This window comes from Lysobacter sp. Soil_C_59, from assembly GCF_057656415.1.
This window is the reverse complement of sequence record NZ_JBDGKK010000001.1, coordinates 414190-433482: the sequence shown is the minus strand read 5'-3', so window position 1 is coordinate 433482 and position 19293 is coordinate 414190. Positions and strand designations below refer to the sequence as shown.

The following is a 19293-nucleotide window of genomic DNA, read 5'->3' as shown; positions in this document are numbered from 1 at the left end:
CGTCGTCCGCCGGGCCCGGGATTGCTCCGCCCCTTAATCGAACCTCGCGTCCGGATGCGGGGCGCTGGTCATCGATAGCCTCTGCAAAGCGTCATCCCCGTTGCTGGCCCGGACAAGCCTCACGCAGCGCGACGCGGTCGCTGCTTGCGCGCCACCGCGGCAACCCCGCCTGCGAGCAGCGACGCGATCACGATCGCGCCGATGGTCATCGTCGACGTCTGTTTGGCGGCGGGTGCGTCCTTGCCCGTCGCGCCGGCACCGGCCCCCGTCGATTTCTGCGGCTCGCTGCCACTGTCGACCGCGCCTGCCGCCGGGGCGGCCGCCTGTCCGCCCTGGACTTCGATCGCGCCGATGTCGGGCGCCGCGCCGACCGGGCGTGAGTGCTTCAGATAGTCCGACGTCACTTCCGACAGTTGCGAGGCGTGGTCGATCAGCGGGCTGCCTTCCAGCGGGACGGCGTCGAAGTCGGCCATGTCCATTCCCTTGAGCTTGGGATCGCGGCCGCACAGGTTGCCGGACGGGCATTGATCGTCCTTGACGTTCCAGAACGCGTTGCCGGAGAAGTTGACGACGGCCTTGCTCTGGTCGGCGTAGTGGCCGCAGCTCATCTCGCCCTTGTCGCCGGAGGTGAGGTCGCGCTGGCCGACCAGGGCGTTGTTCTGGATGTCGACGCGCGAGGACGCGTCGCCGCCGGCGGTCAGGATCAGGCAGTCGCCTTCGCCGGTGATGGTGTTGTGGCGGATGGTGGCGGTGTGCTTGCGGTCGATCCCGACCGAGATCGCATTGCCATAGGCGCGGCACATGTCGCCGTCGGTCATGTTGAACTTGCCGTGGAAATAGGCGCACTGGCCGATCACCACCGAGTTCTCGATCAAGGCATTGCCCGCGGTCTTGATCTGGTTGCCGGCATTGGCGGCGGCGTAGACCCGGCGCACCACCGTAGTCCCGGTCCTGGACTCGTCCATGTACAGCAGGTCGAGGCCGTCGGAGGTGTTGTGGTGGATGCGCGAGTCTTCGACGAGCCAATGGCCGTTGGTCTTGCCGGTGCCCAGGCCGTCGCCGTAACCGCCTTCTTCCTGCGCCCAGCAGCCGACGGGTTCGCCGGTCTGCCAGCGCTCTGCGCAGCCGTTCCAGGCGATCTCGACGTTGCGGAAAATGATGTCGCCCTCATTGGAGCTCTCGCCTTCGCCGACGTCCCCGTCCCAGCCGGCCCAGCCGTTGGCGATGATCCTGACCCGTTCGATGGTCCAGTTGGTCAGGCCACCGGCCATGATGCCGCGACCGGAAAGTCCGTGGATGTTGAGGTCGTGCAACCAGACGTTGCGCGAGCGCTTGGCGCCGATGCCGATGGAGGCCCAGTTGCCGTGCGGGAAACTGTCGCGCTCGCAGCGCAGGTCGCTGTCGGTGTGGAATTCGACGCAGTCGCTGCGGTCGGTGATCTCCAGGCAGCCGACTTCGACGTTGTCGCTGTCCTGCAGGTTCATCACCAGCTCCACCCGCTCGGTACCCCACAGTTTCGGCGGCGCCTTGCAGCCGCTGTCGAAGCCTTGGCCAAGGATGCGGGTCCTGTGGGCGGGGTCGGGTCCGCTCGGCGGCGCGGCGGGGTAACAGTCGTAGGTGGCGCTGCGGTCGCAGCGGATGCTGTTCTCCGACAGCCCCGGCGCGCCCCAGCCGATCATGTAGTCACCCGGGCCGATGATCAGGGTATCGCCACCGTCGATGCGCGGACGGTCGTTGGTCGGCAACGCGTAGTACGGGTGCTTCCAGGCGCAGTCCACGTCGTTGCCACTGCCAGGGTAGGGCGCGTCGGCGCGGCCATTGCATTGCTTCTCGTCGCCGCCGTCGGTGCGCACGTAATAGGTGGCTGCCGCCGACGCATCGCGCCAGGCACCGAGTGTCAGTAGCGCCAACAGGAGCAGCAGGGCTGGCATCGCTGTTTCGAGGCGACGCGTGTGACGACGGGGGAGGGCGCGCATGAGGGATCCCGAAGAGGAGGCAGGGTGTACCCGCGGTCATTCACCCGGTACACCCTGTAGAACGCGGAGGCCGTCGCGGTTCGGCCTAGACACTGTCGCAGCCACCTCGCACCCGCGCCGCGTTCATGCAAGACTTCGGCGCGATGTACCACCTCCTGCTCTCGCCGATGACCTGGGGCCTGTTGCTGGCCGCCTTGCTGTGGCTGACCTGGTCCCGGCTGTGGGCGCCCGTGCGCGTGCTCGGCATCGTGCTGATGTTCGCGGTGCTGGTGCTGTGCACGCCACTGGCGGCCAATGCGCTGATCGGCGACCTGGAATCGAGGATTCCTGCCAGTGCGCACTGCACGGCCCCGGGCACGCCGATCGTGGTCCTGGCCGGCGGCCTGGAGGGGGAGCCGCGCGCCGATGACGACTACGCCGCGCTGACCCAGGCCAGCTGGCGGCGCCTGCATGGCGCGGTCGAACTGTGGCGCACCGACCCGCGCTCGCCGTTGGTGATCGCCGGCGGTGGACCGTTCGCGATCAAGGAAGCGTCGCTGCTGGCCCGACTGGCGCAAGACTGGGGCGTGCCGGCGTCGTCACTGCGCACCGAAGCCGCCTCGACCACCACCTGGGAAAGCGCGTTCGCCCTGCGCGGCACCTTGCCTGCGCAGATGCGCCTGGTCACGTCTGCTGCGCACCTTCCGCGAGCGCTGCTGTCGTTCCGCAGCGCCGGCTTCCAGCCCTGCGCGCACGCCAGCGATTCGGCCTACGTGCCCATGGGCAGCATCGGCTATTTCCTCCCGCAGGTTTCGGCAGTGGAGAAGACGCAGACCGCCCTGTATGAAATTGCCGGCACGATCCAGTACCGCATGCGTGCACGCGGGGCCGTGCAGGCAACGGCGACGCGCTAGACCAGTGAACGAGCCCGGCGATGGCCGGGCTCGTTGCCAATGCAGCGCTTGCACGCGTCAGAACGACAGGCGCACGCCTGCGGTGTACTCGGTGAAATCCCCGGAGACATTGATGCCCGTGGTGGCGGCCCAGCTGTCGTTGAAGTGGTACTCCAGTCCGAGGTCGGCAAACGCGCCGCCCTTGGTCCTGTATTCGGTGAGCTGGTTGCGGACCTTTCCCAGCTCCTGGTAGCCAAGGTAGGCATGGCCCAGCAGGTTGTCCGTGAGGCGGCCGCGCAAGCCACTGCTGACGCGGAAGCCCGAGAGGTCTTCCTTGGTCCGCACGTTGTGGCCGTTCGGGAGTTTGCCGAGGGTCAGGCTGGCATCGTGTTCGACATAGTCTGCCTGGTTGACCCAGTCGAGGTTTTTACCCAGTTCCATGGCATAGCCGCCGCCCAGAGACCATGTGGACACGTGGCTGTTCCCGGCGAAGCCGCCGATCTTTTGGTGGCCGTAGCTGCCGGTGGCGAAGAAGCCGTTGCCGAGTTCGATGGATGCGTTGACACCGGGCCCCTTGTATTCCGCCCGGCGCGGGTTGCTGTCGCGGTACTCAAGCTCCACGTGGGAATAGCCGATGCCATTGGTTTCGGCAGCGTTGGCGGCAATGGAAACGCAAGAAAGTGCAATGAAAAGCCAAGTCTTCTTCATCAGCAGGGGCATCCAGGTTGGTGGAATCAACGGATCTTCGTGGATCCGGCCACCCGAGGCGGCGGCGTGATTCCATCAGCCACGTGCTACCTGTCACATCAGATTTGTCTGATTCTCGGCAGTGCGCCGAGCGTGTCCAAAATTTTGGGCTTGATGACGCAGACGCGTGCGTCGCATGGGGGCAAGCCAACGACGGACTGGCGTCAAGATGACCGGCTTGACGATGCCAACGCCAAGCTTGCGTCGATTGCAGATGTGTGGCGGGGCGTGTTCGCGTCGAGCAAACGGTCATAGCGACGGAGCAACTGCGCCCCGATCGCGTCCCAGCCATAGCGCGCTTCCGCCAGCCGCCGTGCTGCCGCACCCATCCGGGCCACGCGCTCCGGTGAGTCCATCAGGGCGACCGTGGCGCGGGCGAAACCTTCCGCATCGTCTGCGAACAGAGCGTTCTCGCCGTGCTCCAGTTCGATTCCTTCGCTGCCGATGGTGGTGGTGACGATGGCCTTGCCCAGCGCCATCGCCTCAAGCACCTTCAGTCGTGTTCCGCTGCCGGCGCGCAGCGGCACCACATAGACTGCGGCTGCATGCACGTCCGGGCGGAGGTCGTCGACGAAGCCGGCCAGGCGTACGTTGCCGGCCACTGCTGCGGGCACCTCATAGCCATCGGCCTTTCCGACCAGCACGAACCGCGCCTGCGGCCGGGCGGCGAGGATGCGCGGGAACACCGCCTGCAGGAACCAGTCGACACCGTCGCGGTTCGGGAACCAGCCCATCTGGCCGACGAACACCAGGCGAGACTGATCCGGTGCGGCCGGCGATGGCCGGTTGCCGTCGAGGTCGACGCCGTTGGCAATCACGTCCACCTCGCGGCCGGGCGCAAGCTCGCGCAGCGAAGCCGCATCGGGGTCGGAGCAGGCCAGGATCGCGTCGGCGCGTCGGCAGGAAAGTTGCTCGAACGCGTGCAGGCGCCCCACCTGGCTGGCCAGGAACGTGCGCGCGGCCAGCCGCGGTTCGATCTGCGCCCGCTTGGCGAGCAGGTGATGCTCGACGTTGTGGGCATTGAGCGTGACCGGAACTCCCGCCGGAACGCAATCGGCGTGCGCCATCAGCGGCAGCATGTCGAAGTGGACCAGGTCGGCGTCTCTCGCCAGTTCGACCAGGCGCGCGCGCAAGGCGCCCGAGTCGTACTTGGCGGCAAGGAAGGGTGTTGTTGTCAGTGTCCCGCGCAGGAGCGCGGTCGCAAGCGCAAGGCGGGAATGCTCGCCGGCAATCGGAAACGTCTCCAGTCGGGCCAGAATTGCGCGCAGCGGGCCGGCCTCGTCGAGCGTGTCATCGCGGCGAAGGAAACTGAGCAGGGTGACCTCGTGGCGCATGGCGAGCGCCTTGAGCACGTGCCAGGCGCGCAACTGGTGTCCTTCGCGCGGCGGGAAGGGCAGGCGACTGGTCAGGGCGAGGATGCGCGCCATCAGTGCTTCCGCCACAACCGCGATGGCCCGGCCAGCGATGCCGGGAGCGACAGCAGCGCTGCCAGGTTGAGCATCACGAAGCCACTGGCGGCCGGCAGCAGCGGCAGGCGCGAGGCGAATTTCGGCAGGCCCAGGCCGATCATGGCGCCGGCGTAGCCGAGCAGTTGCGCGTAGAACGCCCACCGGTAGAACGGACCGCTCGCCAGCGCCGATGCAGCCAGCGCCAGCAGCAGCGCCCACGGCACCAGCAGGCGCAGGAACTTGTGCGAGAACCAGGCGAAGAACACCGGGTTGGCGAAGGGGTTCATCAGCGCCGGCATGCGTGCAAGCAACTGCCAGTTGCCGGCGAGCGTGCGCAACTTGCGATGGAACTCCTCATCGGCGCTGGTGCTGGCATGGTCGTGCGCGATCGAGCCACGCGCCATCCACACCTGGTGCCCGGACCACAGCACCTTCAGTGGCATCCACATGTCGTCGAGCACGGTTCCCGGCGGAATCGGCCGGAACAGGTGCCGGCGCATCGCGTGGATCGCGCCGGTGACCCCGTGCAGCCAGCCCAGTCGTGCCTCATCGGCGCGAAGGCGTTTTTCCATGCGCCAGTACAGGCCCACGCCTTCGGTCGCCGCGCCGCTGCTGCCGGCAGCAATGACCAGTTCCCCAGTGACCGCGCCGATGGCGGGATCGGCAAACGGCGCGACCAGGGCACGAAGCGCCCGCGGGGCGAAGCGCTGGCGAACATCGGTGAACGCCACCAGTTCGGTTTCGACATGGCGCATCGCCGCGTTGATCGCCGCCGCCTTGCCGACGTTGCGGGGCAGCGCGAGCACGCGCACGCGTGGATCACCGATGGCGGCTGCGTCGGCGGTGCCGTCGCGGCTGCCGTCGCTGACCACCAGTACCTGCAGGCGTTGCGGCGGGTAGTCCTGGGCGAGGATGTCGTCGATGCGCGCGGCAATCCGCAGTTCCTCGTCGTAGGCGGCAACGACGACCGTCAGGGCGGGGCATATCCGCGATTCGAACGGTAACTGTCCGTAGCGGTGCGAGAACATCGCGACCAGCAACGGATAGCCGGCATAAGCATAGGCAACCAGGCCGATGCACAGCCAGAACACACTCTCGGCGCTGATGGTCATGGCCGTCATAGCAGACGCTCGCGCAGGCGTTCGTAACCCTTGTTGCCAAGCACGCGCTTGGGCAGCGAGAGGGCGGCATGGCGCGCCTTGAGCAGTCGCGGCGACAGGCCGCGCCAGCGCACCATCGCGGCAAAGTCATCCATTCCCAGGTTGCGGGTGACGGGCAGTCGCTGCAGGAAGCGGTCGCCACGAGCGTTCAGGTTGGGGCCGGGCACCGAGCCGAGCAGGTGGTGGTACCCCAGCGCCTGTGCGGCGCGGAGCTCTCGCTCGCCGCCGCGGCCACCCGGCAGCGCGATCGCCTCGACCGGGCGGCGGCTGAGCGCCTGCAGCCGGCAGCGGCTGTCGTCCAGTTCCGACATCAGCGCGGTCGTGTCCAGATCCTCGAGGAAAGCATGGCTGCAGCCGTGCGAGCCGATGCCCATGCCGGCCGCTGCCAACTGGCGCACCTCGTCGGCGGACAGCATTCCCCTCGCGCCAATGAATCCGGTGGTGATGAAGAACTCGGCCTTCATGCCGCGCTCGAGCAACAGGGGCAGCGCGACCTCGATGTTGGACACGTCGCCGTCGTCGAAGCTGATCACCACGGCGCGGTCGCCGCGTTGCTGCATCGCCTGGTCGAGCAGGAGACATCGGTAGCCCTGTGCCTGGATCCAGTCGAGCTGGCGGGCGAAAGCATCCGGCGCCACGCTGTACACCGGATCGAATCGCCCGCGCGAATCGGCGTCGGCGTGCAGGCCGTGGTACATCAGGATCGGAAGTCTCGACGGTCCTTTCACTGCGGCGTCCGTGGTCACGGCATCACCCCGCCCGCACGGTGTTGTCGCCGAGCTGGCTGGTTGCGGCGCGGCAACCGCGCAGCCAACCGAGCAGACCGCTGGTTTCGCTGAAGAACAGGGCCCTGGACAGACGTCCGGAGGGCGCCCGGAAACGCTCTTCGTGGACGTTGAAACGCATCAGCCGGTACGGGTCGGCGCCAGGGCGGTTGATGCCTTCGATGGAAGTGGTCGCGGTTTCGAATCCGGCTTCGCGCACCAGCCGCGCGTCGCGATCGCCGAAGTCTTCACTGCCGCCGTTGGGATAGGCGAAATGTCGCGGCGGCATGCCCAGTTCGGTGGTGATGCAGGCGTGCGCCAGGCCGATCTCCTCGCGCGCGGCGGTTTCGTCGAGGCGACTGAGGATGGCGTGGCTGCAGGTGTGGCCGCCGATCTCGATGCCATTGACGTACAGCTTGCGCACGTCATCCCAGTCCAGCATCTCGCGGCTCTCGTGCGGGATCGGGCGCGGCCGCGCCTGCTCGCACACCAGGTCGACCCATGCCTCCAGCTCGGCCGGCTCCAGTTCCTTCAGTCGAGGCGGCAACAGTGTGTAGAGGCGATAACGGTCGTCGGCTTCGGCCAGGTCGAAATGGCCCAGGCCCAGGCCGCCCAAGTCGATCTGGTCGCGGCTGCGCGACTCGATCGCATGGGCAAGCCGGTAGGCCCAGATGGGTTCGCCACCGATGTGTCCGGTGGCGATGTAGACCACCGCCGGCACGTGGCCGAGGCTGGCATCGATCAGGCCGAGGTTGTCGTGATAGCCGTCGTCGAAGGTGAGCGCATAGCGCACGCGCTGCGGCGCCGCCGGCGACAGGTCGCGCAGGCCCTCGCCCAGGCCGACCAGTGCCTGCTGGCCACGCAGCCAGCGGATGATCTGGCGCAGGTTGCCGCGCGACATGCTCAGCGGATACGGATCCGGTTCGTCGCGCAGGCGATGCAGCATCAGGATCACCAGGCCAGCGCCGCTGACCTGGCGGTACAGCCAATCCAGTCCGCTGTAGTGGCTGCACAGCGCAAGCAGGTAGCGCAGCCAGGATCGCAACTGTGCGGTCATCGCGGGACGTCCTCCGGTGGCAGGTGGCGCGCCTTCATCACCAGTGCCACGTAGGCCCAGAAATAGGCGACTACCGGGTAATACGTGAAACGGTCGCCGAACAGGTTGGCGATCACCATCGCCAGCCATGCCCCGAGCAGGCCCAGCGCCAGCGCGTAGTGCCAGGTTCCCGAGCGCGAATGTCGCAACTCCCGCAACGCCAGCGACAGCACCGACAGCAACACCCCCAGCAGCACCACCGCGCCGATCACGCCGCCTTCGCTGAGCGTGCGGATGTAGAGGTTGTGGGTGTCCTTGCCGTAGGGGTTGATCTCGCGATGATGGAAGGTGTGGTATCCGGTGCCGGTGACCGGATGGCGCAGGAAGTTGGCCCAGGCCACCTTCCAGTACTCGATGCGCAATTCGGTGCTTTCGTCGCGCTGGCCTTCCTCCACCGTGGTGCTGTCGAACCGCTCCACCACCGACGCCGGCAGGATCGCCGGCAGCAGTGCCGCGGCCAGCACCAGTGGCAGGATCAGTTTCCAGCGTCCACGCCAGACCAGGATCACCGCCACCAGGCCGACGATCAGGCTGACGTAGGCGGTGCGCGAGTAGGCGTAGAGCACGCCCAGCACCATGCAGGCGACTCCGCCGGCCAGCACCATGCGCCAGCGCCGCGACAGCCGGCACGCCAGCAGCAGCGAGAACAGCACGATGGTGACGGTGACGCAGAAGGCGGCGAACTCGTTGGCGCCGAGCAGGGCGAAGGTGCCGCTGATGCGCAGGTCGTCGGTGTAGTGCGTGCGCGCCACGCTGAAATGCTGCACCCACACCACCTTGGCGATGTACGGCAGCGGCACCAGCGTGGCCAGCACCACCAGCCGCACGCCCTTCCAGTCGCGGACGCTCATCTGCACGACGTAGAGGACGAACAGGCCGACCAGGTGGTCCTTCAGCTGGTTCAGGTGGTTCTCGGCGGCGCTGACGTACTGGTAGCCGATGCACATCGAGATGATCGCGTAGACGCTGTACGCCATCACCCAGCTGTTGACCGCTTCGCCCCTGGCCAGGCGCCCCTGCTGGGCGATGGCGGTTGCCAGCGACAGCAGGAACATGATGTTGAGGAAGTTGAAGCCGCCGCCGACGTTGGGCAGGTAACCGGCGGTGATGTTCTGCAGCGGCAACAGGACGAGGAATGCAAACAGGGGCCAGTTCCGGGGCGCCTGCTGCACGGCAGGCAGGCGCACCCCGGTCGCGGCGGGCGCTGCGGTTGCCGCGCCGCGGACCTGGCCGCGTGCTGCCGGCATGGACCTGTTCAGTGCCCGCGCGGCCAACGGGAAACGTGGCTGCGCCGCGGCCTCGCCCGCGGCGGCATCGCTCGCGCCACGCGGCAGGCCTGGACGCGCGGAGCTAGGACGCACGGCGGTCATGCGTCTTCTCCTGCAGGCGCAGGTAGAGGTCGAGGTAACGCGAGGCCATCACCTGGGCGCCATGGTGTTCGCGCGCATACCGGCGCGCCGGAAGGTCGAGCCGGCGTGGCAGCACCGTCGCCTCGGCCAGCGCCGCCTGCAGGGCGTCGCGGTCTCCGGCCGGCACCAGCCTTCCATGCTCGGCGTGGGCCAGCAGGCGCGGGATGTCGCCGACGGCGCTGGCCAGCACCGGAAGGCCGCAGGCCATCGCTTCGAGCACCACCAGCGGCATGCCCTCGGTCAGGGATGGCAGGACCAGGCAATCGATCAGCGCGTAGATCGCGCCCATGTCGTCGCGGCTGCCCAGAAAGCGCACCTGCGTGCCCAGGCCCAGTTCGTCTGACAGTCGTTGCAGCGCTCCACGCTCCGGGCCGTCGCCGACCAGCAGCAGGACCGCACCCGGTGCCTGCCGTGCCACGGGTGCGAACGCCTGCAGGAGCATCGCCAGGTTCTTCTCCGCCGACAGCCGCGCCACGGCGGCGAACACGCGTGCGTCGCCGGCGATACCGAGTTCGTCGCGCAGCATGGCCGCGCCGTCGGCATCGGCGACCGGGAAGTCGATACCGTTGTCGATGCAATGGATTCGCGAGCGCGGCACGCCGGCGTCCACGAGGCGAGCGACCTGGTCGGCCGACACCGCTACCAGCGCATCGAAGCGACGCAGCAGGGCCAGCTCCAGGCGAGCGTACAGGCGCAGCGACGACGTGCCCTCGACCCAGCCGTGCAGCGTGGCCACCAGGCGCGCCGGTTGCGCGCGCGTGGCCAGCCAGGCATAGAACGCACTCTTGTAGTCATGGCTGTGGACGATCGCGCGCGTTCCCCCGGCGGAGATCTGCCCGGCCAGCGCGGCGACGGTGCCTGCATCGATGCGACCGCGGCAGGGCAGCAGCAGCGCGTCGTGACCGGCGGCGCTGGCGGTCTCATGCAGCGCCTGGCCGTGCATGCGGTAGTTGTTGATGCTGAGCAGGCGGCTGCGCACGCCGGCGCGGGCCAGTTGCCGATCCAGCGCGAGCACCATCCGATCGGCGCCGTAGAGCCCGGCGCTGGAGCGAAGCTGGAGCGCGGACAGCACCGGTGCGTGCGTGGCCGGCGCGTTCATGGCCGGGCCAGCAGGTGACGGTAGAGCTGGTCGAAGGCGTGGACCATCGCGTCCAGCGAGAATTCGCGCTCGACGCGCGCGCGCCCGGCCATGCCCATGCGCCTGGCCATGTGCTGCGAACGCCCGATGGTCTGCATTGCCGCCGCCAGCGACAGGGGATCACGCGGAGGCACCAGCAGCCCGGTGGTTTCATGCTGGACCAGGTGCAGGTTGCCGCCGACGGCGGTGGCGATCACCGGCAGTGCGCAAGCCATGGCTTCGAGGAGGGCATTGGACATGCCCTCGCTGGACGAGGCGAGCACCACTGCATCGAGCGCCGGCAGCAGCGTGTCGACATCATCGCGGAAGTTGAGCAGGGTCACCGCTCCGGTGATGTTCAGGGCGGCAATGTGCGAACGGATCTCGCCCAGCAGTGGGCCGTCGCCGATGATGACCAGCCGTGCCTGCGGCAGCGATTGATGCACCCGGGCGAACGCCTCGATCAGGTCGGCATGGCGCTTGACCTCGGTCAGCCGGGCAACGCAGCCGAACACGATGGCGTCCTCATCCAGTCCCAGTGCGCGGCGGCTGTCGAGCCGGGACTGGTAGGTGGACGGGCAATAGCGTCGGGTATCGACGCCGTTGGGTATCCAGACCATGCGCAATGCGTCGAGTTGCTCGCATTCGGCCAGGCCCGTCAGGATCTGCCTTGCAGGCGCCACCACGCGGTCGAAGCGCGGATTGAGCAGCCGGAACACCCGGCCCAGCCGGGCGCTCTTCTTGAAGCCCATGTCGCGGCGGTTGGAGATGCGCACGCCGCCAGCGCGCCGCGGAAGCAGCGCGTTGAGCAGGTCGGCCTTCTCGTGCTGGGACTGGACGATGTCGAAATGTTCCTCGCGCAGCATCGACCGCAACGCCTTCCATGCGCGCAGTCCGCTCGCGTCGTAGACCGCATGCACCGGCAGCGCGCGCAGTTGCACGTGCGGCAGCTGGCGGGCCGGTTGGCCGTTCGCCGGCATGCTGCTGCCGTGGAGCTGGACCAGGGTGATCCGGTAGCGGTCCCGAGGCAGCCGCGAAGCCAGGTTCAGCAGGAACCGCTCGCTGCCGCCCGGCGCCAACACCGCCGTGTCGGTCAGCAGCAACAGCCGGATGCGCCTGTCCTCGCTGCCGGCAACCGCCGCATCAGCGGGTATAGCGAACGCTGAAGATGGCGGCATTCTCGTCATAGCTGGCTTCGGGTACGTTGCTGTTGCGTTCCTGGTGGCGCAGGTCGATCGACGCGCTCCAGTTGCGGGTGAAGATCTTGATCAGGCTCAGGTACGCGGCGAAATCGTCGTCGTCGCGATCGAAGGTGTCGAAATCGCGGTAGCTGCGCGAGAGCAGGCAGGTCAGGTGCAGCATGGGCTGGATGCGCCATGTCGCACCAAGGCCCAGCCCGTAGCTGCCTTCGCTTTCGACGGTCGGGTCGAGGTACTCGTTGTTCTCGTAGTAGGGGCCGATGGCGAAGTCGTAGCGCTCACCGCTGAAGCGATAGTCGAATTCCACGCGCCGCTGCTTGTAGATGTCCGGGCCGATAAGCAGGTCGTTGGCGGCCTGGTCGCTCGGTGGCGGTGCCACGACCGTCGGCGAACCGATGTCGTCGGAGCGGGTGATCAGCTCCTGCGCGGCATCCGAGAACTGGTAGTAGAGCGCGCCGTTGATCGTGCTGCGCGGGCTGGCGCGCCAGGTCAGGACGCCGCGGACGAGCGGCGAGGACTGTTCGCCGTCGAAGCTGAGCAGTTCCACCCACGAATAGCCCAGGCGCAGGTTCAGGTCGAAGTTGGCCAGGTTGCGATTCAGCGTCGCGTAGGTATCGAGACGACGATAGTCGGCGCCCAGGTTGGGCTGGTCGTACTCGACCTGGCTGGCCTCGATGGTGCCGGCCATCCGCGTGGTCGCGCTGGTGTCCTGCCACAGGGTGAAGGCGGCGTTGTAGCGGTCGCCGTTGAACTCTTCGGTTTCCTCGGCGTAGTAGTTGTTGTAGCGGACGTCCAGGCGCGTGCGCGTGGCGGCGCCCGGCCGCAGGTTAAGCGTGGCGCCGGCCAGGAAGACATTGACCTGCTGCTGGTTGTCGGGCGCGTTGGCGGCGAGCACGTCGATCGGCTCGTAGTTGAGATAGTCCTCGATGAGGAACTGCAGGCGGTCCTGCATCGTGTTCCAGTCGAGGTGGCCGACCAGGGTCGCGCGGATGTCGTCGTCGAAGGTGTCGCCGGTGTAGTACAGATACTCGAAGCCGCCGCGCGCGGTGACGTTGGTGTTCTTGCCGGTCTGGTTCAGGTCGAAATCGAACAGCGCGCCAAGCGTTTCGGCCTTCTCCGGATTGGATTCGGTAAGGCCGATGTTGTCGCTGTGCTCGACGTAGCCGCCGACGGAGTAGTTGATCTTTGCCGCATCGGCGCCGACGGGGATGGCCGCCAGCAGCGCAAGGCACAATGCGGACCGCCGGGCCGTGCCCATCGGGTGACGTCGTTCCCTGGCCATTCGCGCTCCCTCATACGCCTTCATTGAAGACCACGCCGGCGAACTTGTTCGGATCGAAGTTGGCGGCCGCCTGGGCGATCGATGCGGCGGTGTCGCGCCCATACCCGGCCACCAGGATCACCACGTCGGCGATGTCGGCGAGGATCCGCGCGTCTGGCGTTCCGCGTACCGGCGGGCCGTCGAGGAACACGTAGCAGTTGGGATGACGGCTGCGGATAGAGTCGAGCAGCAGGCGCATGCGCGCTGACGAGAAGTACTCGGCGCCGATCTCGCGCGAGGTGCCCGCCGGGATCAGTCGCAGGCCCTGGACGCCGGTCTCGTAGATCACATCGGACAGATCGCCTTCGGGATCCTCCAGGTACTCGACCAGTCCGGTCGGCGTGTCGATCTTCATCGTCACGTGCTGGGAGGGGTGGCGCAGGTCGCAATCGACCAGCAACGCACTCTTGGTGTCATCGAAGGCGAGGGCGGTTGCCAGGTTCCTGGCGACGAAGCTGCCGCCGCTGCCGCTGCTGACGGGCGCGACCAGTGCCACGAAGCTGCCTTCGACAGCGGCGAGCAGGCGTGTGCGCAGCTCGCGGAAGGCGTCGACCTCCGGACGCGAAACCGCGGTGCGATGGATGATCGCGCGTTCCTCCAGCTGCGACGAGGTCAGCATCACGGGCTCGGGGGCCGGCGCGATCGAGCGCTGGCTGCTGCGTTCGTCTGACACGGCGCTTTCGCGTTCGAAGATCGGGTTCGCGCTCATTGGGCGTACACCAGTTTCAGGGCGAGGGCCAGTCCGAAGACCAGCGGGACCAACAAGGCGATCATCGCGGCGATCACGAAGCGCCGGTTGCCCAGGCGGCGTGCCGGGGCGGTCTGGTAGCGCGGCACCGAACCAATCACGGGCAGGGCGGCGATCGTCTCGATCTGGTGCGGCGAGCGCACGCGCGGATCGAGGCGGACGAAACCGATCAGCAGCACCAGCGGCGCCAGGGCGGCGGCGCCAAGGCCGGCGCCGGCGACGTGGATCAGGCGCAGGCCGGTGCCACGCAGCGGGAAGCTGGCCGGCTCCTGGATGCGGAAGCTCAGGCCGCGCTGTTCGGAATCCAGGCTCATCGAGACGCGGGCATTCTCACGGCGCTTGAGCAGGTCCTGGTAGAGGTCGCGGTTGACTTCGTAGTCGCGCGACAGTTCGGCCAGCGTGCTTTCGGACGCGGCGATATGGCGGCTGCGGCTCAGTTCCTGGTCGAGCAGTCGCTGACTGGTGGAGATGCGCGAGGACACTGCCGCGCTTTGCCGGCGGTTCTCCGCCAGTTTGCTCTTGAGTTCGCCATAGAGCGGGTTGAACGAGGCGACGCCATCGAGCGAGGTCGGCGCGCCGATCTTGCGCGCGTCCTGGCGCAGCTCGTCCTGGCGAAGTTGCTCTTCCAGGTCGCGCAGCTGGTGCTGCACGCGAACAACGTCGGGGTGCTGGTCGGTGTAGTTCATCAGCAGCTTGGCGCGCTCGTTCTCGAGCTCGGCCATCTGAGCCATCACCTGGCCGGAACGGGTCTGCACGACGTTGATTTCATTCTCGCCGGACAACTGCGACTGCAGCGCGTTGCCCTGCGAGTCCAGGTCCATGAGCTCCATGCGCGAGGTGTCGACCATGCGCCGCAACTCGCCGATGCGGGAGTTGACGTCGCCGTCGATGCCGGGACGCGCATCGGGGTTGGACTTGCGGTAGGCCTCGAGCTTGGCTTCGGCGTCGGTGAGCTTGGTGTGGTACTGGCGCACCTGGGAGTCGATGAACTCGTAGGCGTCGCGGCTTTCGCGCTCCTTGGTGGCCAGGCTTTCCTGGATGATCATCTCGGCGAAGCGCTTGGTGACGTCGTGCGCGCGTTCGGCACTGGTGTCGGTGTAGGAGATCCGGATCAGGTTCTCGCGGGGATTGGAGATGATGGTGCGGCTGGTGATCTGCTCGATCAGCTGCTCCCGCTGCAGCGGGCTCGGATTGGCCTTCAGCCAGCCGCCGGTCTTGAGGATCTCGTTCATCACCTTGGCGCTGAAGGCGACCTCGCGCGTGATGCCGGCGCGGCTGACCACACCGGTCGGCACCGCACGACCCTCCATCAGCGGTTTGATGATGTTGCTTTCCTCGATGAGGATCGTCGTGGCCGAGTTGTACTTCTTCGGCAGCAGCAGGCCGAACAGCAGGGCGGCCAGCGCGATGACGGCGAAGATCGAAGCCAGCAGCACCGGATGGCGGCGGCTCTCCTCGAACGCCACCGGGACCATCGCCGCCACGGCCGACGGCCGTGCCTCGGCCACCACCAGGTCCATGGAAGATCCGTTCATAGCGTGCGTTCCGGGACGGTGATGACGTCGCCGGGGGCGACCTTGAAGTTGGTGGACAGGTCGCCGTCCTCGAGGATGTGATCGAGGCGAACCGCGTAGCTGCGCGTGCTGTCACCTGTCTTGCGGTACAGGTCCGAGCGCGCCGGGGCGGCGAACTCGGTGACGCCGCCGGCAGCGAGGACGGCATCGAGCACGGTCATGCCCTGGCGATAGGGAATCGAGATCGGCTGGCGCACCGCCCCGGTCACGCGCACGCGTGACAGGTACTCGTGGCTGCGCAGGTCGGTGAGGATCACCGCAACCTGCGGATCACGCACGAACGTGGCCAGCCGGGTCTGGATGTCCTTGGCGACTTCGTCGGGGGTGCGGCCGCCAGCGGCGACATCGCCGATCAACGGCACCGAGATCTTGCCGTCCGGGCGCACCGGGACGGTGATGCCCAATTCCGGGTTGCGCCAGACCGACACCTGGACGATGTCGTCGATGCCGATCTGGTAGGAGTCGACCGAGTGTTCGCTGCTCGGAGGCGGCGCGCCGGCGGTATTGCCGGAGGAGGCGCACGCGGAAATCAACAGCAACAGGCCTACGGTCTGGAAGATCTGGATCAAGCGCATGGCATCAAGCCCCCCTTGCATTCGTGTCATTCCAACGGCGTGAAGTGCCCAATCCGGCCATCGCCCGACCCGGGCAAGGAGGTGGTTGTCCTTACCCGGAGCCCTTTTGCCGGATCCAGTGCGAGCGATGCGTGCCCGCATTCGCACGGTCGTTGCCGGTGCCGGAAATGCCGGTGTTTTGCGTTGCAAAGATCAGGACGGAGGATTGCCCGACGTCTGGGGAGCAGCCTGCCGGGATCGCGGAGCAGGGTGCTGGTGCAAACCAACACCGTCGGGACATCACCGTCGAGGCCCGGCCAGGACATCCAATGCGAATTCTTGTTTGCGGCGGTGCAGGCTATATCGGCAGCCATGCCTGCGTGACGCTGTGTGGCCGCGGCCACCACGTCGTCATCGCCGACAGCGGCGTGAACAGCTCGCCGCGCGTGCTGCAACGGTTGCAGCGGCTGGTCGGTGCACCGGTGTCACTGCATCGGGTCGACATCCGTGACCGGCGGGCGATGGCGGCGCTGTTTGCCACCTACCAGTTCGACGCCGTGCTGCACTTCGCCGCGCTCAAGGCGGTGGGGGAGTCCTGCCGCAAGCCGCTGGACTACTTCGACAACAACATCGGCGGCACCATCGCACTGCTGCAGACCATGCAGGAAGCCGGCGTGCGGCGGCTGGTGTTCAGCTCGTCGGCGACGGTCTACGGCGATCCCAGCCAGGTGCCGGTGCGCGAGGATGCCGGCCTGCAGGCGCTCAATCCATACGGTCGCACCAAGCTCGTCGCCGAGCAGCTGATCGAGGACCTGTGCCGGGCGGACGATCGCTTCCGCGCGGTCAACCTGCGCTACTTCAATCCGGTCGGCGCGCATCCCTCGGGCCTGATCGGCGAAGACCCGTGTGGCGAACCCAACAACCTGATGCCCTACATCTGCCAGGTCGCGGTCGGGCAACGCGACCACCTGCGCGTGTTCGGCGGCGACTATCCGACCGTCGATGGCACCGGCGTGCGCGACTACATCCACGTGGTCGACCTGGCCCAGGCGCATGCCGACGCGCTCGAGTACATGGTCGCCGCCGATTGCGGGTTCACCGTCAACCTCGGCACGGGGCACGGCATCAGCGTGCTGGAACTGGTGCATGCCTTCGAACGCGCCAGCGGCCGGCGGATTCCCTACGAGATCGTCGAACGCCGACCGGGCGATTCGGCCGAAGTATTCGCCGACCCCGCACTCGCGCGGCAACTGCTGGGCTGGCGCGCCCAGTACGACGTCGATGCGATGTGCCGCGATGCCTGGCATTGGCAGGCGATGAACCCGCAGGGCTATCGCTCGCCGCTGCGCCGCGCCGCTGCCCCTCGCGTGGAGCGTCCGCGTCGGGTTGTCGCGCGGCTCGCCGGGGCCTGAGCCGGGAGCGGGCTGGGGCCGCTCCCCCGGGTGCCTGCCAGACCTCAGCGTGAGCCGCTGGCGGTGCCTTCCGTGGCGTTGGATTCCCCGGCCAGCGCCCGCTGCAGGCCGTCGCGGAGGTGTGCCGGCTTGCCGATCGGATTCCACACCGGCTCGCGACCGAAGCGTACGAAGTACGTCGACAGGAAGTGCTGGTTGTCGCCGGACAGGCTGGCGAACAGGTCCTGCTCGAACAGGTCCGACTTACGCCCGTCGCCCGTCGTCGGCATGCCGTAGCCCATCATGCGCAGCACGGTCGGATAGAGATTGAAGTGGCTGGCCTTGTCGCGGTTGTCGTTGGCGGCCTCGCGCAACATCGGCGCCATGACGGCATTGCGGGTGATGGCGACCAGTGGCACGCGGCCTTCGCCGGCGGCGGCCTGGCCGGTCGTGCAGTGGGTCTGCGCGCCGGGCGAGCCGTCCTCGTGGAAGTTCTGGCCATGGTCGGCGGTGTAGAGGATCAGCGTATCGTCCAGCGATGCGTCCGCCAGGGCCTCGCGGAAGAACTCGCGGGTATTCCAGGCCACGCAGTTGCGATAGCTGTTCACCTGGCGCCAGCGATCCTCGGAGCTCGCCATGCCCGAAGCGCGCGGCTGCGGGGCGACGTCGGGATCGGCCTCGTTGCTGAAGTAGGTCCGTTCCATCGTCGGCGAATACAACGTCTTGCTGGCCGGATACTTGCCCTCGTACGGGAAGTGGCAGCCGACCTTGTTGACGTAGATGAAGCTGGGACGGGGTCGCTTCAGCATCTCGCCCAGCAGCCGGCCGGCCTGGACGTCCTTGCTTTCCAGCGGCACCGAGGCGTCGATCTGCACGAACTCGTCGATCTCCGCGCGCTCGCGCTCGTCCATGAAATTGTGCAGCTTGCCGCCGTGTCGCTGGGCGTCGATGTAGATCGTGCGGTAGCCGGCGCGGCCGGCGTAGCGCCAGAACGACGGATTGACGTCGAGGTCGCGCTGGTAGCTGTCGCGGGTGACGCCATAGCGCACGCTGGCGTTGGACGTGGAGGAGCAGTTGGCAGCCGATGCGGCGATACCGAAATTGAACAGCGCCGGTCCGAGTGGTCGCAAGCCGGTCTCGACACCGTCGTCGACGTTGATGTCGACATAGTCGCCGCGCACGCTTTCGTCCATCACCAGCACGACATGGCGGAAGGGGCGCTGGCCGGGGTGTTCCAGCGCGACGTCCTGGCGAGGCGGCGTGGCCGGCGCGAGCGCCTTCTCGGCACCGAGCACGAAAGCGAACGCCGCCGGGTTGTACTGCCCGGGGAAGCCGTTGGATCCTTCGCCGCCGCGCAGGTACAGGATCGCGGCAATCAGCACGATCGGGACGGCCTGGAGCCAGCCGGCGTGGCGCAGCGGCCATGCCAGCGGCGCCGGCAGCCAGGCCGGCGGCGGAAACCAGGGCGGCAGGTTCAGCGCCACCACGCCCAGCAACGACCACAGCACGGCCTGGGCCAGCTGCGCGTCGTGGAAGCCGGCCAGGTTGCCGGCGAACCCGATCAGGCCCAGCAGCTGTTCGAAGTCGGCCAGGCCGAGGTGACGGGACGTGATCAGCGCGTGGCCGAGGCTGAAGGTGCTGCTGAGGAAAAAGGCGACGCTCCAGGCCGCGCGCGTGGCCGGCCGCGAGTGGAACGCCAGTGCCAGCAGCGATACCAGGCAGACCAGCCAGACGGCGGCAAACACCACCAGCCCCGGTTTCAGCCCGATATGCGCCACGCGTTCGGCCAGCAGGCGATTGGTGCCCAGCAGGTAGATCCCGATCAGCACCAGCTTGACGATGACCAACGTCACCGTTGCCGCCTTCGATTGCGCCCACTTGGACATGCACCGCCCCTCGCTCGGCCCGCCCGCCCGG

Annotated in this window: 16 protein-coding genes; 2 read left to right on the top strand and 14 right to left on the bottom strand. The window is 67.6% G+C overall.

Translation table 11 applies throughout. The features are described 5' to 3' along the window. Window positions 1–119: 119 nt before the first annotated feature. Entirely contained in the window at window positions 120–1976 is a 1857-nt protein-coding gene (locus tag AC3A3Q_RS01925; protein ID WP_487584639.1) for a choice-of-anchor Q domain-containing protein, read from the bottom strand. A 143-nt stretch (window positions 1977–2119) separates the two neighbouring features. Here AC3A3Q_RS01925 and AC3A3Q_RS01920 point away from each other — a divergent pair, with 143 nt between their 5' ends. Then, window positions 2120–2869, top strand: coding sequence for a YdcF family protein (locus AC3A3Q_RS01920; protein WP_487584638.1), 750 nt, complete (start codon window positions 2120–2122; stop codon window positions 2867–2869). A gap of 57 nt (window positions 2870–2926) precedes the next feature. Here the strand turns inward: AC3A3Q_RS01920 and AC3A3Q_RS01915 are convergent, their stop codons facing one another. The 12 genes from AC3A3Q_RS01915 to AC3A3Q_RS01860 form a co-directional block, all read right to left on the bottom strand. Further along, entirely contained in the window at window positions 2927–3568 is a 642-nt protein-coding gene (locus AC3A3Q_RS01915; protein WP_487584637.1) for a hypothetical protein, read from the bottom strand. Between the two features lie 191 nt (window positions 3569–3759). Further along, window positions 3760–5022, bottom strand: coding sequence for a glycosyltransferase family 4 protein (locus AC3A3Q_RS01910; RefSeq protein WP_487584636.1), 1263 nt, complete (start codon window positions 5020–5022; stop codon window positions 3760–3762). Next, window positions 5022–6155 carry a glycosyltransferase family 2 protein gene (locus AC3A3Q_RS01905; RefSeq protein ID WP_487584635.1) on the bottom strand — a complete coding sequence of 378 codons (1134 nt, stop codon included), beginning with the start codon at window positions 6153–6155 and terminating at the stop codon, window positions 5022–5024. The genes AC3A3Q_RS01910 and AC3A3Q_RS01905 overlap by 1 nt, the downstream gene beginning before the upstream one ends. Window positions 6156–6160: 5 nt before the next feature. After that, window positions 6161–6931 (bottom strand): polysaccharide deacetylase family protein, encoded by a 771-nt coding sequence (locus AC3A3Q_RS01900; RefSeq protein ID WP_487584634.1) that lies wholly within the window; start codon window positions 6929–6931, stop codon window positions 6161–6163. Window positions 6932–6953: 22 nt separating this feature from the next. After that, the gene (locus AC3A3Q_RS01895) at window positions 6954–8024 is read right to left on the bottom strand and encodes a polysaccharide deacetylase family protein (protein ID WP_487584633.1); all 1071 of its coding nucleotides are present in this window, start codon (window positions 8022–8024) and stop codon (window positions 6954–6956) included. Further along, the gene (locus tag AC3A3Q_RS01890) at window positions 8021–9310 is read right to left on the bottom strand and encodes an O-antigen ligase family protein (RefSeq protein WP_487584632.1); all 1290 of its coding nucleotides are present in this window, start codon (window positions 9308–9310) and stop codon (window positions 8021–8023) included. The genes AC3A3Q_RS01895 and AC3A3Q_RS01890 overlap by 4 nt, the downstream gene beginning before the upstream one ends. Before the next feature lie 103 nt (window positions 9311–9413). Next, window positions 9414–10571, bottom strand: coding sequence for a glycosyltransferase (locus tag AC3A3Q_RS01885; RefSeq protein WP_487584631.1), 1158 nt, complete (start codon window positions 10569–10571; stop codon window positions 9414–9416). Then, complete coding sequence (locus AC3A3Q_RS01880; RefSeq protein WP_487584630.1) at window positions 10568–11767, bottom strand: glycosyltransferase; 1200 nt, start codon at window positions 11765–11767, stop codon at window positions 10568–10570. The genes AC3A3Q_RS01885 and AC3A3Q_RS01880 overlap by 4 nt, the downstream gene beginning before the upstream one ends. After that, window positions 11733–13070, bottom strand: a complete 1338-nt coding sequence (locus AC3A3Q_RS01875) for an outer membrane beta-barrel protein (RefSeq protein WP_487584629.1) — start codon at window positions 13068–13070, stop codon at window positions 11733–11735. Before AC3A3Q_RS01875 ends, AC3A3Q_RS01880 begins: the two co-directional genes overlap by 35 nt. Before the next feature lie 10 nt (window positions 13071–13080). After that, complete coding sequence (locus AC3A3Q_RS01870; protein WP_487584628.1) at window positions 13081–13818, bottom strand: P-loop NTPase family protein; 738 nt, start codon at window positions 13816–13818, stop codon at window positions 13081–13083. Then, a complete protein-coding gene (locus AC3A3Q_RS01865; protein WP_487584627.1) occupies window positions 13815–15392 on the bottom strand; it encodes an XrtA system polysaccharide chain length determinant in 1578 nt (525 codons plus the stop codon). The genes AC3A3Q_RS01870 and AC3A3Q_RS01865 overlap by 4 nt, the downstream gene beginning before the upstream one ends. Next, complete coding sequence (locus AC3A3Q_RS01860; protein WP_487584626.1) at window positions 15389–16006, bottom strand: XrtA/PEP-CTERM system exopolysaccharide export protein; 618 nt, start codon at window positions 16004–16006, stop codon at window positions 15389–15391. The genes AC3A3Q_RS01865 and AC3A3Q_RS01860 overlap by 4 nt, the downstream gene beginning before the upstream one ends. A gap of 308 nt (window positions 16007–16314) precedes the next feature. Here AC3A3Q_RS01860 and galE point away from each other — a divergent pair, with 308 nt between their 5' ends. Continuing rightward, window positions 16315–17397 (top strand): UDP-glucose 4-epimerase GalE, encoded by a 1083-nt coding sequence (gene galE / locus AC3A3Q_RS01855; RefSeq protein ID WP_487584625.1) that lies wholly within the window; start codon window positions 16315–16317, stop codon window positions 17395–17397. A 44-nt stretch (window positions 17398–17441) separates the two neighbouring features. On the opposite strand, the gene AC3A3Q_RS01850 is transcribed toward galE, so the two are convergent. Beyond that, window positions 17442–19262: a sulfatase-like hydrolase/transferase gene (locus AC3A3Q_RS01850; protein ID WP_487584624.1), complete on the bottom strand. Its 1821-nt coding sequence runs from the start codon at window positions 19260–19262 to the stop codon at window positions 17442–17444. Window positions 19263–19293 lie beyond the last annotated feature (31 nt).